13 protein-coding genes are annotated in these 15,342 nt (G+C 42.4%); 12 read left to right on the top strand and 1 reads right to left on the bottom strand.

Annotated features, from left to right (window positions below):
- The first annotated feature begins 57 nt into the window (after positions 1–57).
- The 4 genes from FILTAD_RS13135 to FILTAD_RS13120 all read left to right on the top strand — a co-directional run bounded on the left by FILTAD_RS13135 (position 58) and on the right by FILTAD_RS13120 (position 4,543).
- Positions 58–1,026, top strand: coding sequence for a SpoIVB peptidase S55 domain-containing protein (locus tag FILTAD_RS13135; RefSeq protein WP_124071429.1), 969 nt, complete (start codon positions 58–60; stop codon positions 1,024–1,026).
- Positions 1,027–1,281: 255 nt separating this feature from the next.
- Entirely contained in the window at positions 1,282–2,079 is a 798-nt protein-coding gene (gene spo0A / locus FILTAD_RS13130; RefSeq protein WP_124071428.1) for a sporulation transcription factor Spo0A, read from the top strand.
- Positions 2,080–2,259: 180 nt separating this feature from the next.
- Complete coding sequence (locus FILTAD_RS13125; RefSeq protein ID WP_124071427.1) at positions 2,260–3,822, top strand: flagellar assembly protein A; 1,563 nt, start codon at positions 2,260–2,262, stop codon at positions 3,820–3,822.
- Positions 3,815–4,543, top strand: a complete 729-nt coding sequence (locus tag FILTAD_RS13120; RefSeq protein ID WP_124071426.1) for a glycerophosphodiester phosphodiesterase — start codon at positions 3,815–3,817, stop codon at positions 4,541–4,543. The genes FILTAD_RS13125 and FILTAD_RS13120 overlap by 8 nt, the downstream gene beginning before the upstream one ends.
- Before the next feature lie 16 nt (positions 4,544–4,559).
- Here the strand turns inward: FILTAD_RS13120 and FILTAD_RS13115 are convergent, their stop codons facing one another.
- A complete protein-coding gene (locus FILTAD_RS13115; protein ID WP_124071425.1) occupies positions 4,560–4,793 on the bottom strand; it encodes a DUF2627 domain-containing protein in 234 nt (77 codons plus the stop codon).
- Between the two features lie 127 nt (positions 4,794–4,920).
- On the opposite strand from FILTAD_RS13115, the gene FILTAD_RS13110 reads away from it, so the two are divergent.
- The 8 genes from FILTAD_RS13110 (at position 4,921) to FILTAD_RS13075 (ending at position 15,268) form a co-directional block, all read left to right on the top strand.
- Positions 4,921–6,960: a sigma 54-interacting transcriptional regulator gene (locus FILTAD_RS13110; RefSeq protein WP_124071424.1), complete on the top strand. Its 2,040-nt coding sequence runs from the start codon at positions 4,921–4,923 to the stop codon at positions 6,958–6,960.
- A gap of 24 nt (positions 6,961–6,984) precedes the next feature.
- Positions 6,985–7,893, top strand: a complete 909-nt coding sequence (yqiS, locus tag FILTAD_RS13105) for a phosphate butyryltransferase (protein WP_124071423.1) — start codon at positions 6,985–6,987, stop codon at positions 7,891–7,893.
- A 56-nt stretch (positions 7,894–7,949) separates the two neighbouring features.
- A complete protein-coding gene (bcd, locus tag FILTAD_RS13100; protein ID WP_124071422.1) occupies positions 7,950–9,044 on the top strand; it encodes a branched-chain amino acid dehydrogenase in 1,095 nt (364 codons plus the stop codon).
- Between the two features lie 50 nt (positions 9,045–9,094).
- Positions 9,095–10,195, top strand: a complete 1,101-nt coding sequence (gene buk / locus FILTAD_RS13095) for a butyrate kinase (protein ID WP_203229719.1) — start codon at positions 9,095–9,097, stop codon at positions 10,193–10,195.
- A gap of 27 nt (positions 10,196–10,222) precedes the next feature.
- Positions 10,223–11,650: a dihydrolipoyl dehydrogenase gene (gene lpdA / locus FILTAD_RS13090; RefSeq protein ID WP_124071420.1), complete on the top strand. Its 1,428-nt coding sequence runs from the start codon at positions 10,223–10,225 to the stop codon at positions 11,648–11,650.
- A 278-nt stretch (positions 11,651–11,928) separates the two neighbouring features.
- Entirely contained in the window at positions 11,929–12,933 is a 1,005-nt protein-coding gene (locus tag FILTAD_RS13085; RefSeq protein ID WP_124071419.1) for a thiamine pyrophosphate-dependent dehydrogenase E1 component subunit alpha, read from the top strand.
- Positions 12,933–13,916, top strand: a complete 984-nt coding sequence (locus tag FILTAD_RS13080) for an alpha-ketoacid dehydrogenase subunit beta (RefSeq protein ID WP_124071418.1) — start codon at positions 12,933–12,935, stop codon at positions 13,914–13,916. Before FILTAD_RS13085 ends, FILTAD_RS13080 begins: the two co-directional genes overlap by 1 nt.
- A gap of 20 nt (positions 13,917–13,936) precedes the next feature.
- Positions 13,937–15,268 carry a dihydrolipoamide acetyltransferase family protein gene (locus FILTAD_RS13075; protein ID WP_124071417.1) on the top strand — a complete coding sequence of 444 codons (1,332 nt, stop codon included), beginning with the start codon at positions 13,937–13,939 and terminating at the stop codon, positions 15,266–15,268.
- The last annotated feature ends 74 nt before the right edge of the window (positions 15,269–15,342 follow it).

Raw genomic sequence — 15,342 nt, 5'->3', positions numbered from 1 at the left:
CTCATAACATCCTTCTTAACGGACATACCAACAGTATCACAAGTAAGGAGGTGAAATATGGAATGGAGTAGACAATTTAAATTAGTCGTGTCGTTTTGTATCTTGTTTCTTTTTACACCGCTAATTGTGAATCCAGCATTTGCAAAAAGCGACTATTTAATCCCGATGGGTCATTCAATCGGCATTAAAATGGAGTTAACGGGCGTGTTTATAACAAATGATGTCATGATTAGCAAGGATAATTGGTTAAAGGCAGGTGACCTGATTGAACAAGTAGGCGATAAATCGATTAAAACATTACCCGATTTTGAAAAAACATTGTCTACGATGACTGACGAAAAGGAAATTGAACTACAGGTGTTGCGGAATGGAGATTCAAGTCGTATCAAAGCAGATGGGGAAGCGATGAAACGTCTCATTCCATTCCTCAAAGATCGGACAGAAGGGACAGGCACATTAACGTATGTCGATCCCGATAAAGGGATTTATGGAGCACTCGGGCATCAAATTATCGACAGTGCTTTAAAATCACCACCCCTATTCACAGACGGAACGATTCATCTTTCTGAAATTGGACAAATTAAAAAGAGTACTCCGGGCTCTCCAGGTTATAAAATCTCTACAATTGTAGACGATGGAGACTTCTTAGGAACAATCCAAACGAATAGTGTTTACGGCATTTTCGGCACTTGGAACAGCGCTTATAAGAAAGTGTTAGCTGAACCACTTGAGATTATGCACCCAACCCAAGTAAAAGTAGGAAAAGCTGAAATTCTTACGACAATAAAAGGAACGAAAGTCGAAACTTTTGCTATTGAAATTACAAAGGTTGAAAAAGATCAATTCCATTTTGTCCTTACAGATACCGCCCTTCTTAAAAAGACAGGGGGAATTCTGCAAGGAATGAGTGGAAGTCCTGTTATCCAAGATGGCATGTTTGCGGGCGCTGTCACGCATATGTTTGTCGATGAACCTGAAAAGGGAGCTGCTCTCTTTTTGGAAATGATGCGTGAAGGTGAAGAATGAGGAAGAGAGCCAACCTGAAATTTTAGGTTGGCTCTTTTTTTGTCTAATGGTAAACTTATGATAACTGATTCGACAAGTTTGAAGATATCAATGGTATTTGTCGAAATGGGATGAAATCATATGTCTGAAGATTCATTTTCTGCTTTATAAAAAGGGTTATCATGTTTAATGTCGAAATTTTCATTAGTGCGAGAAAGAGTGCTTTTACGTGTAAAGAAGATAATAACTAACATAAAAACCAAGGGGGAAATGAGAATGGGGAAATTGAAAATAGCGATTGCTGACGATAATAAAGAACTTGTGAAAACAATGGTGGCTTATTTTGAACAACACACTGAGATTGAAATTCTTTGGACTGCACATAATGGTAAGGTCTGCTTATCGATGTTGGAGGAAAAAAAGCCGGATGTTCTTCTATTAGATATTATCATGCCGCATCTTGATGGAATTGCAGTACTTGAGACGCTTACGAGTAATGACGAAAATACGAACTTGCATATAATTATGCTGACAGCTTTTGGTCAAGAAGATGTAATGACTCAAGCTGCAAGTCTTGGCGCTTCTTATTTCATGTTAAAGCCATTTGAATTTGATCGGTTGGCTAATCAGATTTTCCAAGTAGCCGGTACTTTGAAACCAGCCAAATCGAACAGTCATCAAGATTCGGTGATGATAGCTGAACCTGGTATTATAAGTCAAAAAGTCCTTGATACAACGATTACTTCAATTATTAAAGAGATCGGGGTACCTGCGCATATTAAAGGCTACGCTTTCTTGAGAGAGGCAATTCAAATGGTGTATACCGATGTCGACCTCCTTGGATCTGTAACAAAGGTTCTCTATCCTGAGATTGCAAAGAAATATAATACAACTCCATCGCGCGTTGAACGTGCCATACGTCATGCAATTGAAGTTGCATGGAATAGAGGGAATTATGATGTGATTTCTAAAATGTTCGGCTATACGGTCCACCATTTAAAAAGCAAACCAACGAACAGTGAATTCATCGCAATGATTGCAGATAAATTACGCCTTGAGCATATGGCTAGTTAAATTAGAATAGGTTTTGAATACAAAAAATACCTTTCGCGCAATTAGGATAGTCGTGCGAAGGGTATTTTTACCTTTTTGAGTTGAAAGTGAAATTGTTAATTTGAGACAGAACTTATCGAATCGCCTAACTAATCAGGATGGATTGTCTTATAATAGAGAAGAGAGGTAAGGTGATAACTATTGCTCATCCAGAATGACTTTTTCGACATTTTTATTCAGGAAAACAACGTGATACTTCATTCAAAAAAGATTGGTTTCCCACTAAAATCATTCAATTTAATCACCAGGGCTTATCCCCGCCTAAAGATTAGTTCATTTCCCATCTTAACGAAGGCGCTTGCCGGTTTAGACGAGAATCATATCATTGGAACATGGGTACCAAGAATCGAGGTCATGGTATCAGCAGACGGTATGATGGCCCAATTGTTTATTAATACCACAAAAGATGAGTTTGAAGAAAATAGAAAGTCTATTCTAGAACAAGCGGAATTAGTATTACATGAAACAGGTGTCAGTTATGGAAGGATCCCGATTAAAAATAACGAATACACACCCGGTGAGCCAATCATTGCAGCTCTAGGAAGTACCCCACAAAAAGGGGTGGATGCAGAAATTACGTATATCGTGATTCCTGAACGCAAACCAGTTATACAAGAAGATGGCTCCGCAAATCATTATGAAATGAACTTTGTCACGCAGGTGAAACAGGGGGATTGGCTTGGTGAGAAAATCCCTTCACAAGCCGGAATTGATGGTTCTGATGTGTACGGAAATAGAGTTCCAGCTGTAGCTGGAGATGATGTTCGCCTAGTCTATGACCGTAAATCAGTTATTGAAGAACAGGAATTAGATAAAATTGTACTCCGTGCAGCACATGATGGTGCTCTCGTATATAAAGAAGGGGTCCTAAGCGTTGTAAAACACTTAGTGATTAATGGAGATGTTGGACCGGAAACCGGATCTATTACGTTTGAAGGTGCTGTGACGATTTATGGCACGGTCCTCGCAGGCTATTCCGTCGTTGCAAGTGGGGACATCGCTGTTGAAGGTAGTGAAGGGATTACAAATGCTAAAATGCTTCAATCTAAAGAGGGCGATATTTATATAAAGGGCGGCATTTTTGGCGGAAACACGACAATCGTCGAGGCGCAAGGTGACATTTTTATTAAACATGCAAATAACTGTAAATTGTATGGCGAAGATATACATGTGGGTCTGTACCTTCTTGGCACTGATATAATCGCAACTAATGTATTTGTTGATAAACATGCAGGAAAGATCATCGGCGGGCGAATTGAGGTAGTAGTTAGCATAGAGAGTGCGATTGCCGGAAACAGTCACGAACGTATGACCAATCTTTGTGCAAAGGGAACCGATAAAGATGCGCTATATCTAGAAATTCAAGAAATGGCTAAAGAATTAAAGGAGAGGCAAAATGTCGTGGAGAAATTGGAACAACATACGTCTCAATTCGATAAAGACGCGGTTGGAGGTACCAGTCAACAAGAAGAAGCATACGCGAAGATAATGGAAACAATTGAAATAAGCAATGAAATGATTATGGAGCTTGATAGGGATATTCAACTGAAGCTAATGGAAATTAAAAGTGCAAAACCGCCGCAAATCGAAGTAACGAAAGAGGCGTATCCGGGGACAATTATTCAAATCGGCAGTAGGTCAACTACTCTTCAGCAAACAGCAAGAGGGCTATTCAGGATTGTGGATGATGTACTGAATGTCTAAACTACCTGTTTACGCACATCGTGGTGCATCGGCTGCTTATTTTGAAAATACAATGCAAGCGTTTATAAAGGCTTACGAACAAGGTGCGGATGGTATTGAAATAGATGTACAAGTAACTGAAGATGGCATCAGTTATGTAATTCATGATCCCGATTTGAATAGAGTGGCTGGTTTGCGGATGAATATTGCAGAAATGACGGGCGTGGAAATGTCTACAGTTCGCATCGGTAAAAAGTATAGTCGATTGTTCAAAGGACACAGTATTCCGTTATTAAACGAAGTTGTATTATTTTGTGAAGAATATGGGATGGCTCTCAATGTTGAATTGAAAGAGACAGTTTCTGATCGGCCTGAATCTGTTGTCGATATACTCTCTAGTATTTCTCGCTTAAAAAATGTACATATCTCTTCATTCGATTACCATCTACTCGAGAAAGTGAAAGAGTGCAATCCCGAAATGGAAACAGCTTTGTTAGTCCGCAAAAAAAGTACTGATTGGGAACATCTTGAGCAGTATTCATGTGCTGATGGTTTTCATCTGCATAAAAAGTTACTAGTTGAACCCTTTCAAAGTAAACTTATTGAATCAGGCAAAATAGTCCGCGTGTACGCGGTAACGGGAAAAGAAGCAATCACTTTCAATCCGCCTCCGTTCATTGACGGTTGGATCACTGATTATCCAAACCGTTTCGAAGACAGAGAAAAAGACCAAGACAGCTAATTGTCTTGGTCTTTTGTTAGTTTTTTCTCCGTGCTTGCACGCGCCCTTTTCTTCGATCACGACGCAGTAAAAATCCGGCAAAGAACCAAAGCCCTGCGATGAACAAGAGTAGACCGATGAAAAACTGAACCCATATGTATGGAAACGGATTAAATAATACTCCGAAAATGGCATCGCGCATAAGTTTTATGCCAAGTGCTGCAGCGATTCCAGGAATCAGCAGAACGATGAAAGCCGCGAGACGGGCCATATCAAACAACTCCTTACTGAATATTATTTTACCTGCTTCAGTTATATTGTCAAGATGACTGCAATGATGTATGATTAAGTTGTTATTGCAAAAGATTGCATTATCCAAAAGAGGAGAATGAATATCATTGCAAAATGTTCTCATTGTGGGAGCAGGGACAGGCGGTTCTATCTTACTGGACCTTCTCCAAAACTTAGATTTCATGAATGTGTTGGCTATCATCGATACAGATGAAGAAGCTCCCGGAATCATCCATGCAAAAGAAATCGGGATTGCTTACGGCATAGACTGGAAAAATTATTTAACAACAGATGTTCATATCATTTTTGATGTAACTGGCAAGGAATCGGTATTTGCCGAATTGCTTGCTGCAAGACCTAATCACACGCTGCTTATACCCGGATCTGTTGCAAATCTCCTTGTAAAGCTTTTGAAGGAGAATGATACATACATTAAGCGGATTCGTGTTGAAATGCATAAACAGCGGATGATTTTTGATTCGGTCGAAGAAGGCATGATTGGTATTAATCATGAGGGGAATGTTAATTTCTTCAACAAAAGCGCTTCGAGAATGACAGGAGTACCCATTACTGAGGCAATTGGCAAACCCATTACCGAGGTCATTCCCTCAACTGAGCTACCACGCGTGTTCTTAGCTAGAAAACAGGAACTCAATCGAGAACTCATCTTAGGTAACGGAATGGAAATTGTAACATCCCGCTATCCGCTGTTCGATCATGTAGGCAATATAGTCGGTGCATTCGCTGTATTTAAAGATATTACAGGTGTTCTTGCGCTTGCCGAAGAAATTACAGATTTAAACAAAGTGAAGACAATGCTTGAGGCGATAATCCATTCAAGTGATGATGCGATTTCGGTGGTCGACGACATGGGCAACGGGATTTTGGTGAATCCCGCCTATACTCGAATCACAGGACTTACCGAAAATGAAGTGATTGGCAAACCTGCAAATGCGGACATTTCTGAAGGTGAAAGCATTCATATGCAAGTGTTGAAATCGCGGAAGCCAGTTCGTGGTGTGAATATGCGGATTGGTGAGAACAACCGGGAAGTAATCGTTAATGTCGCACCAATTATTGTCGATCATCAGGTGAAAGGAAGCGTTGGTGTCATTCATGACATAACTGAGATGCGAAACCTGATGAAAGAGCTTGACCAAGCACGTACGATTATCCGTAAACTTGAATCGACCTATACGTTTGATGATATTTTCGGAGTTTCCCCTGATATTGAAATTGCGGTTGATCAGGCGAAGCTTGCCGCGAAATCTAATTTACCCGTCCTTTTACGAGGAGAAACGGGGGTGGGGAAAGAGCTTTTCGCACATGCCATTCACAGTTCCAGTGAAAGACGTTTCAATAAGTTCATCCGTGTTAATTGTGCTGCTATGGATCCTAACAGATTGGAAACTACGCTATTTGGTAGTGTCGAAAGCACTTCTCAAAGTGGACAGCGAAAACAAGGACTTCTTGAGGAATCGGAGCAAGGCACTTTATTTCTTGATGAAATTACGGATTTACCATTAGACTCTCAAGAAAAGCTGCTCGTTTTTTTGAAAGAGGGTATCCTTTATAACATAGGGAGTGCGCAACCGATTCAGTTATCCGTCCGTATTATCACTGCAACTTCCAAGAAATTAGAAAAAGCAATGAACGAAGGACGGTTCAACGAAGAATTGTATTACTTCTTAAACCGGATAGCCATTCATATTACACCGCTCCGTTCCCGGAAAAAAGATATTCCTTTTATAATCGAGCATTTACTTGTGAAATTGAATCAGGAGTTCGGTATGAATGTGAAAAGAATCACTCGCGAAGCATTGGATCGGCTTATGGATTATGAATGGGCGGGAAATGTACGCGAACTTGAAAATGTAATCAGTCGCGCCATGATTTATATGGGATCAAGTGAAATGGTTCTTGGACTGGAAGACATTATAAAATCTCTGTATTCGGATGGAAACGAAGCTGAAGAACAGATTCTTCCGGAAAAAAGCACGTTAGCATCTATTATGGATGGGCACGAAAAGACGATTCTTGAAACAGCACTACGAGAAAACAAAGGAAATAAATCATTAACAGCTACAAGGCTAGGTATTTCGCTTCGATCCCTTTATTATAAACTTGAGAAATTTAGTCTCATCTAACGGTTCAGTAAAGGAGGAAGAACAATGGCTACACTCGATTCACTTATTGAGAAGGCTGCACTTGAACTTAATCCAGTTGTCGCTGTCGCATCAGCTGGCGATGTTGAAGTACTTGAAGCAATCAGCAATTCGATTGCCAAAGGTATCGCCTCATTTATCTTGTTTGACGATGAAACACTTCTGGTTGAACTAATCGAAAAGCAATTCCCACATCTTGCTGGTGAAGAAAACGTACGAATCTATCATTCTTCCAGTCAAGTAGACTCTGCGTCCAATGCTGTGAAAGCGGTTTCAAGCGGGCAAGCGCAAGTGTTGATGAAAGGGAACTTACCGACATCCGTTATATTGAAAGCCGTTTTAAATAGTGAATATGGTCTTCGAACAGGAAAAATACTTTCCCATGTCGCTGCATTTGAAGTCCCCGGGTTTGATAGGCTGCTTTTCATCACGGATGCTGCGATGAATATTGCTCCTGACCTTGATGCAAAAGCGCAGATCATACGTAATGCTGTCGCGACCGCTCATGCCTGTGGTGTACCTACGCCAATTGTTGCGCCCCTTGCAGCGGTGGAAACAGTGAATTCTGCTATGGCACCCACAATCGATGCTGCTTCACTTGTTGCAATGAATCAGCGTGGACAACTTACGGATTGTATTGTCGATGGCCCGCTTGCACTGGATAATGCAATTTCTACAAAATCCGCTGCACAAAAGGGTATCACAAGCATAACGGCGGGTAAGGCGGATGTGCTTGTCGTTCCGAACATCGAAGCGGGCAATATTTTGTACAAATCACTTATGTATTTTGCGAATGCAAAAGTCGGTGCCATCGTTCAAGGTTCTAAAGCGCCAATTGTTCTTACTTCAAGAGCGGACAGTGCCGAAAGTAAATTGTATTCGTTAGCACTTGCTATTCTATCTATAAGAAAATGAAATTGAAGTAATCATGAAAGTCAAAATTGAACATAACCCCTAGGAGGAATACAACAATGGAACTATTCAAATATATGGAATCTGCTGATTATGAACAAATCGTACTTTGCCAGGACAAAAATTCAGGTCTAAAAGCAATCATCGCAATTCATGATACAACGCTTGGCCCAGCACTTGGTGGAACACGCATGTGGACATATGCAAGTGAAGAAGATGCGCTAGAAGATGCACTTCGTCTTGCCAAAGGAATGACTTACAAAAATGCTGCTGCGGGCTTAAACCTTGGCGGTGGAAAAACTGTCATCATCGGTAACCCTAAAACAGATAAAAACGATGAAATGTTCCGCGCTTTCGGTCGCTTTATTGAAGGTTTGAACGGTCGCTACATAACTGCTGAAGATGTGGGTACAACAGAAGAAGATATGGACTTGATTCACCTAGAAACAAATTATGTAACTGGGGTATCAGCTGAATTTGGTTCTTCAGGCAATCCATCACCTATCACTGCTTACGGCATTTATGTAGGGATGAAAGCTGCGGCAAAAGAAGCTTTCGGTACTGATTCTCTTGAAGGTAAAGTCATTGCAGTTCAAGGCGTTGGTAACGTTGCCTACACACTATGCAAACATCTACATGAAGAAGGCGCAAAACTGATTGTTACGGATATTAACAAAGAATCTGTACAGCGTGCAGTAGATGACTTTGGTGCAAAAGCGGTTGGTATCGATGAAATCTACTCACAAGAAGCGGATATTTTCGCTCCATGTGCGCTTGGTGCTGTTATCAATGATGAAACAATTCCACAATTGAAAGCGAAAGTAATCGCAGGTTCTGCGAACAACCAATTGAAAGACCCTGCACACGGCGACAAAATCCATGAACTTGGAATCGTCTACGCACCAGACTATGTTATCAATTCAGGTGGCGTTATTAACGTAGCAGATGAACTTGATGGTTATAACCGTGAACGCGCTATTAAACGTGTAGAAGGTATCTACGGTACAATCGAGAAAATTTTCGCAATTTCTAAACGCGATGGCATCCCAACATATGTTGCAGCCGATCGGTTGGCTGAAGAACGTATTGCGCGCGTTGCTAAAACACGTAGCACATTCTTGCAAAATGAAAAAAGTGTTCTTTCAAAAAGATAATCAGGCTTTATAAAATACGGTTCCATTCGTGAAAGTTAATCGATGGTGAGATGGAAGGAGGATCTCGTGTGTGCGCACAATCATTTCGAATCTTGGTGATTAATCCAGGATCCACATCGACAAAAATTGGCGTCTATGATGGCGGAAATCTGTTGATGGAGAATACACTCCGACATTCTACTGAAGAAATCGAACAGTATCCTTCCATCATCGATCAGTATGCATATCGAAAAGACGGCATACTAAACGCGCTTTCAAATGAAGATATCAACATACAGGAACTTGATGCTGTCTGCGGTCGAGGCGGTTTACTCCGCCCGATTGAAGGTGGCACTTACACGGTCAATGAAGCAATGATCATTGATTTGAAAAAAGGCTATGCAGGGCAACACGCTTCCAATCTGGGTGCAATACTTGCAAAAGAAATTGCTACCACACTCAATATCCCGGCTTTTATAGTCGATCCCGTAGTTGTTGATGAATTAGCGCCGCTTGCACGGATTTCGGGTTTTGCATTAATTGATCGAAAATCAATCTTTCATGCATTAAACCAAAAAGCGGTGGCAAGGCGGTATGCTAAACAAATCGGCAAAAAGTATGAAGATCTTAAGCTAATCGTTACACATTTGGGCGGCGGAATTACAGTCGGCGTTCATGAATATGGAAAAGTAATCGATGTAAATAATGGACTTCACGGTGATGGACCTTTTAGCCCGGAAAGAGCAGGAACAGTACCAGCGGGAGACCTTGTCGAACTTTGTTTTTCAGGGGAGCATTTCCGTGATGAAGTGATGAAAAAACTGGTTGGTCATGGTGGACTTGTCGGTTATCTTGGAACGAATGACGCCGTTAAAGTAGAAAAACGAATTGCAACAGGCGATAAGCAAGCTAAACTGATCTATGATGCGATGGCTTATCAAGTTGCGAAAGAAATTGGTAGTTCAGCCGCGGTTTTGTGTGGGAAAGTGGACGCAATTATCCTAACGGGCGGACTGGCTTACGGCAAAGAATTCATCGAATCGATTTCGTCAAAAGTTGACTGGATTGCTGATATTATCGTCTACCCTGGCGAAGATGAACTGCAAGCTCTTGCGGAAGGCGCGAATCGTGTCCTTTCTGGGGAAGAGACAGCTAAAATCTACCCGTCTTGACGGGTCGTTATGAAGGAGGCCATTTCTATGGCACAGGAATATGATTTAGTAATACTAGGCGGCGGGACAGGCGGCTATGTTGCAGCTATCCGCGCGGCACAACTAGGACTTAAAACAGCACTTGTCGAAAAAGGAGAACTTGGTGGAACATGTCTTCATAAAGGATGTATTCCAAGTAAGGCTTTGCTGAAAAGTGCTGAAGTATTCGATACGGCAAAAAATAAGGCAGCTGACTTTGGCGTTGATACAACAGGTGTTACACTCGATTTCAGCCGTGTGCAAGCACGTAAAGAAGGCGTGGTCAAACAGCTACACGCAGGCGTTACTGCACTTATGAAAAAAGGGAAAATCGATGTCTACGAAGGACTTGGAAGAATGCTCGGACCCTCTATTTTCTCTCCTATGCCAGGAACGATTTCTGTGGAGATGAATAACGGCGAAGAAAACGAGATGCTTATTTTAAAAAATTTAATCATCGCAACCGGATCCCGTCCACGTACGTTACCAGGTTTGGAAATTGACGAAAAACAAGTAATGTCTTCAGACGGTGCATTGTCTATGGAGACATTACCTAAATCAATCATCATCGTTGGTGGCGGTGTAATCGGAATCGAGTGGGCATCTATGCTGAATGATTTCGGCGTCGAGGTCACAGTGCTTGAATATGCCGATCGTATTATCCCGACTGAAGATGAAGACATTTCTAAAGAAATGAAAAAACTATTGACCAAAAAAGGAATCACTTTTGTGACAAGTGCTAAAGTAATGCCGGAATCACTTGTTAAAAAGGAAGACTCTGTAACAATTTCAGCCGAATTAAAAGGCGGACCAACAGAATACACAGCTGAAAAAATGCTCGTATCCGTTGGACGACAAGCAAATGTCGAGGGAATCGGCATGGATAATACGGAAATTGAAATTGAAAAAGGATATATCAAAACAAGACCGACATTCCAAACAAAAGAACATCATATTTATGCGATTGGAGATGTAATCGGCGGGCTTCAATTAGCACATGTTGCTTCACATGAAGGAATCGTAGCTGTAGAGCATATTGCCAATCAAAAAAATGAACCAATCGATTACACAAAAATTTCCCGTTGTATCTACTCAAGCCCTGAAGCTTCCAGTGTCGGTATTACCGAACAACAAGCAAAAGAGCAAGGCTTCGATGTCAAAGTTGGGAAATTCCCGTTCATGGCAATTGGAAAAGCACTCGTCAACGGTAATTCAGATGGCTTCGTAAAAATTATTGCTGATAAGAAAACAGATGATATTCTTGGTGTTCATATGATCGGCGCACATGTTACAGATTTAATATCTGAAGCAGGGCTTGCAATGGTACTTGACGCAACCCCATGGGAAGTAGCAAGTACAATCCACCCACATCCTTCCTTATCCGAAGTAATGGGCGAAGCCGCACTGGCAGTAGAGGGTAAAGCTATTCATATGTAAAGAAAAGCGGAGGCGGCCTGCACAGGCGCGACAGGCATAAGACGGTCAGGCGACACGGCGCACTTTGCCGTACAGCCGGAACGGCTTATGACCCGAGCTCCTGGCCGCCGGAGCTAGACAACAACGAAAAGCGGAGGCGGCCTGCATAGGCGCGACAGGCATAAGACGGTCAGGCGAAACGGCGCACTTTGCCGTACAGCCTGAACGGCTTATGACCCGAGCGCCTGGCCGCATATATACAACACTCATTTTTTCTTTTATAAAGGGGGATAACTAAGATGGCAAAAAATCGTCACGAGGAACTTGGTTTGACGAACGAAGACCTGCTACACATTTTTGAAACAATGATGATGGCCCGCCGAATCGATGAGCGTATGTGGCTCCTCAACCGTGCCGGGAAAATCCCATTCGTCATTTCATGTCAAGGACAGGAAGCTGCACAAGTAGGCGCAGCCTATGCGCTTGATAACACGAAAGACTGGATCGCTCCTTATTATCGTGATATGGGCGTTGTCCTGCATTTCGGAATGACACCAAAAGAATTGATGCTTTCGGCGTTTGCAAAAGCGGAAGATCCAAATTCAGGCGGTCGTCAAATGCCAGGTCATTTCGGTCAACGTAAAAATCGTATCATCACAGGTTCATCACCCGTTACGACACAGCTTCCACATGCAGTAGGTGTTGCACTTGCAGCGAAGATTAAAAACGAAGACTTCGTTACATTCGTTACACTTGGTGAAGGTTCTTCCAACCAAGGTGATTTCCATGAAGGCATGAACTTCGCCGGTGTCCACAAATTGCCAACTATTATTATGGTCGAAAACAATAAATATGCAATTTCAGTTCCTATCGAAAAACAACTCGCATGCGAGAATGTATCAGATCGCGCAATCGGCTACGGAATGCCTGGCGTTACTGTTGATGGCACTGATCCACTTGAAGTGTACAAAGTGGTCAAAGAAGCTGCTGAACGGGCACGTAATGGCGAAGGACCAAGCTTGGTAGAAACAATCTGTTACCGCCTTACAGCTCACTCGTCAGATGACGATCAACGTTTATACCGTGATGCTGAAGAACTTGAAACTGAACGTAAACTCGACCCGATTCCAAAATTCGCGGCTTATCTAAAAGAAGCTGGCGTATTAACGGAAGAACTCGAAAAAGAAATAGATGCCCGTATTATGAAAGAAGTAAATGAAGCGACGGATTATGCAGAAAACACGCCATATGCGGAACCTGAATCTGCACTGCTCCATGTGTACGCTGAAGGAGGGAACGAATAATGGCTGTAATGTCCTATATCGATGCCATCACATTGGCAATGAAAGAAGAAATGGAACGGGATGACCGTGTATTCGTTCTCGGAGAAGACGTTGGCCGTAAAGGTGGCGTATTTAAAGCGACAACAGGCCTCTACGATCAATTCGGAGAGTACCGTGCGCTAGATACACCACTCGCGGAATCTGCAATTGCAGGCGTCGGAATTGGTGCTGCGATGTACGGATTGCGTCCGATTGCGGAAATGCAGTTTGCTGACTTCATCATGCCTGCTGTCAATCAAATCGTGTCCGAAGCTGCGAAAATTCGCTATCGCTCAAATAATGACTGGACTTGTCCGATTGTTATCCGCGCACCATTTGGCGGCGGAGTCCACGGAGCACTCTATCATTCACAATCTGTGGAATCGATGTTTGCAAGCACACCGGGACTAAAAGTTGTGATCCCTTCAACGCCATATGATGCAAAAGGGCTCCTTAAAGCGGCAATCCGTGATGAAGATCCAGTTCTTTTCTTCGAGCATAAACGCGCATACCGTCTTATAAAAGGTGAAGTTCCAGAAGATGATTATGTACTTCCAATCGGAAAAGCGGATGTTAAACGCGAAGGGGACGACCTGACAATCATCACTTATGGCCTTTGTGTCCACTTTGCATTGCAAGCTGCTGAGCGACTGGCGGAGGACGGAATTTCGGCTCATATTCTTGATTTGCGTACAATCTATCCATTAGATAAAGAAGGCATCATCGAAGCGGCTTCTAAAACAGGCAAAGTACTACTTGTTACTGAAGATAACAAAGAAGGTAGCATTATAAGTGAAGTTGCAGCAATCATCGCAGAAAACTGCCTCTTTGACTTGGATGCACCTATTAAACGTCTTGCTGGACCGGATGTTCCTGCGATGCCATATGCACCAACAATGGAGAAGTTCTTCATGGTCAATCCGGACAAAGTCGAAAAAGCGGCACGTGAACTCGCTGAATTTTAATCGAGATGGAGGTAAGTGTATTGGCTATTGAAAACATTCTAATGCCGCAACTCGGGGAAAGTGTCACTGAAGGCACAATCGAGAAATGGCTTGTAAAACCAGGCGATACGGTCAACAAATATGATCCGCTTGCAGAAGTGAATACAGACAAAGTTACAGCCGAAGTCCCTTCTTCATTCGCAGGGACGATTAAAGAATTAATCGCACAAGAAGGCGAAACTGTCGATGTTGGAGCAATCGTTTGTGTGATTGAAACTGAAGGTGGAAGTGCAGTACCTGTAGAGGTGGCGCCTGCTAAAAGTGAGCCTGCCAATGAAATGCCAGCAGCAGGTGCTCTGGAACCATCTTCTCCGTTAAAAAGTGAACAAAGTTCATCCTTAAAACGTGAAAAAGGGGCAGCAGCAGGTCGTTATTCACCTGCAGTACTTCGCCTGGCGCAAGACAACGGTATTGACTTGACACTTGTTGAAGGATCCGGCAATGAAGGCCGTATCACGCGCAAGGATATCAAAGCGATTATCGAAAGCGGCACTATCCCTACAGCTTCCGCTACACCTAGCCCAGAAGCTCCAGAACGTGCAGCACAACCAGCACCTTCACCACAACCAGCTCCTAAAGCCGCGGAGCCAACGAATATCCCAACTGCTGCAGGAGACATTGAAATCCCTGTTACAGGCGTTCGACGTGCGATTGCATCGAATATGCTACGTTCTAAACACGAAGCGCCACACGCTTGGATGATGATTGAAGTGGATGTAACAAATCTAGTTCACTATCGTGATTCATTGAAAAAGGACTTCAAACAAAAAGAAGGCTTTAATCTGACATACTTTGCGTTTTTCGTAAAAGCGGTATCTCAAGCATTGAAAGAATTCCCGATGATGAATTCGATGTGGGCAGGCGACAAAATCATTCAGAAAAAAGATATCAATATTTCAATCGCCGTTGCAACAGAGGATTCACTTTACGTACCTGTCATCAAAAATGCGGATGACAAAACGATTAAAGGCATTGGACGCGACATTCAAGAACTTGCTGGTAAAGTACGTTCGGGCAAGTTGAAGTCAGCCGAAATGCAAGGCGGTACATTTACTGTCAACAATACTGGATCATTCGGTTCTGTTCAGTCAATGGGTATCATCAATCATCCGCAAGCCGCTATTTTACAAGTGGAATCCATTGTGAAACGTCCAGTTGTAATGGATGGTGGCATGATTGGTGTACGTGATATGGTCAACTTATGTCTATCATTAGATCACCGTGTACTAGATGGTCTTGTATGTGGACAATTCCTTGCACGTGTGAAACAAATTCTTGAAAATGTAACTGCTGAAAATACATCCGTCTATTAACGTAGTCGAAAATCCGAAACCGTTTCTAGCGGTTTCGGATTTTTCAGCTTTCAACGGTATACACAGTCGTGTAA

The sequence above is a fragment of the Filibacter tadaridae genome (genome assembly GCF_900609045.1).
GTDB classification, from domain to species: domain Bacteria; phylum Bacillota; class Bacilli; order Bacillales_A; family Planococcaceae; genus Sporosarcina; species Sporosarcina tadaridae.
This window is presented reverse-complemented; position numbering and strand designations above follow the sequence as displayed.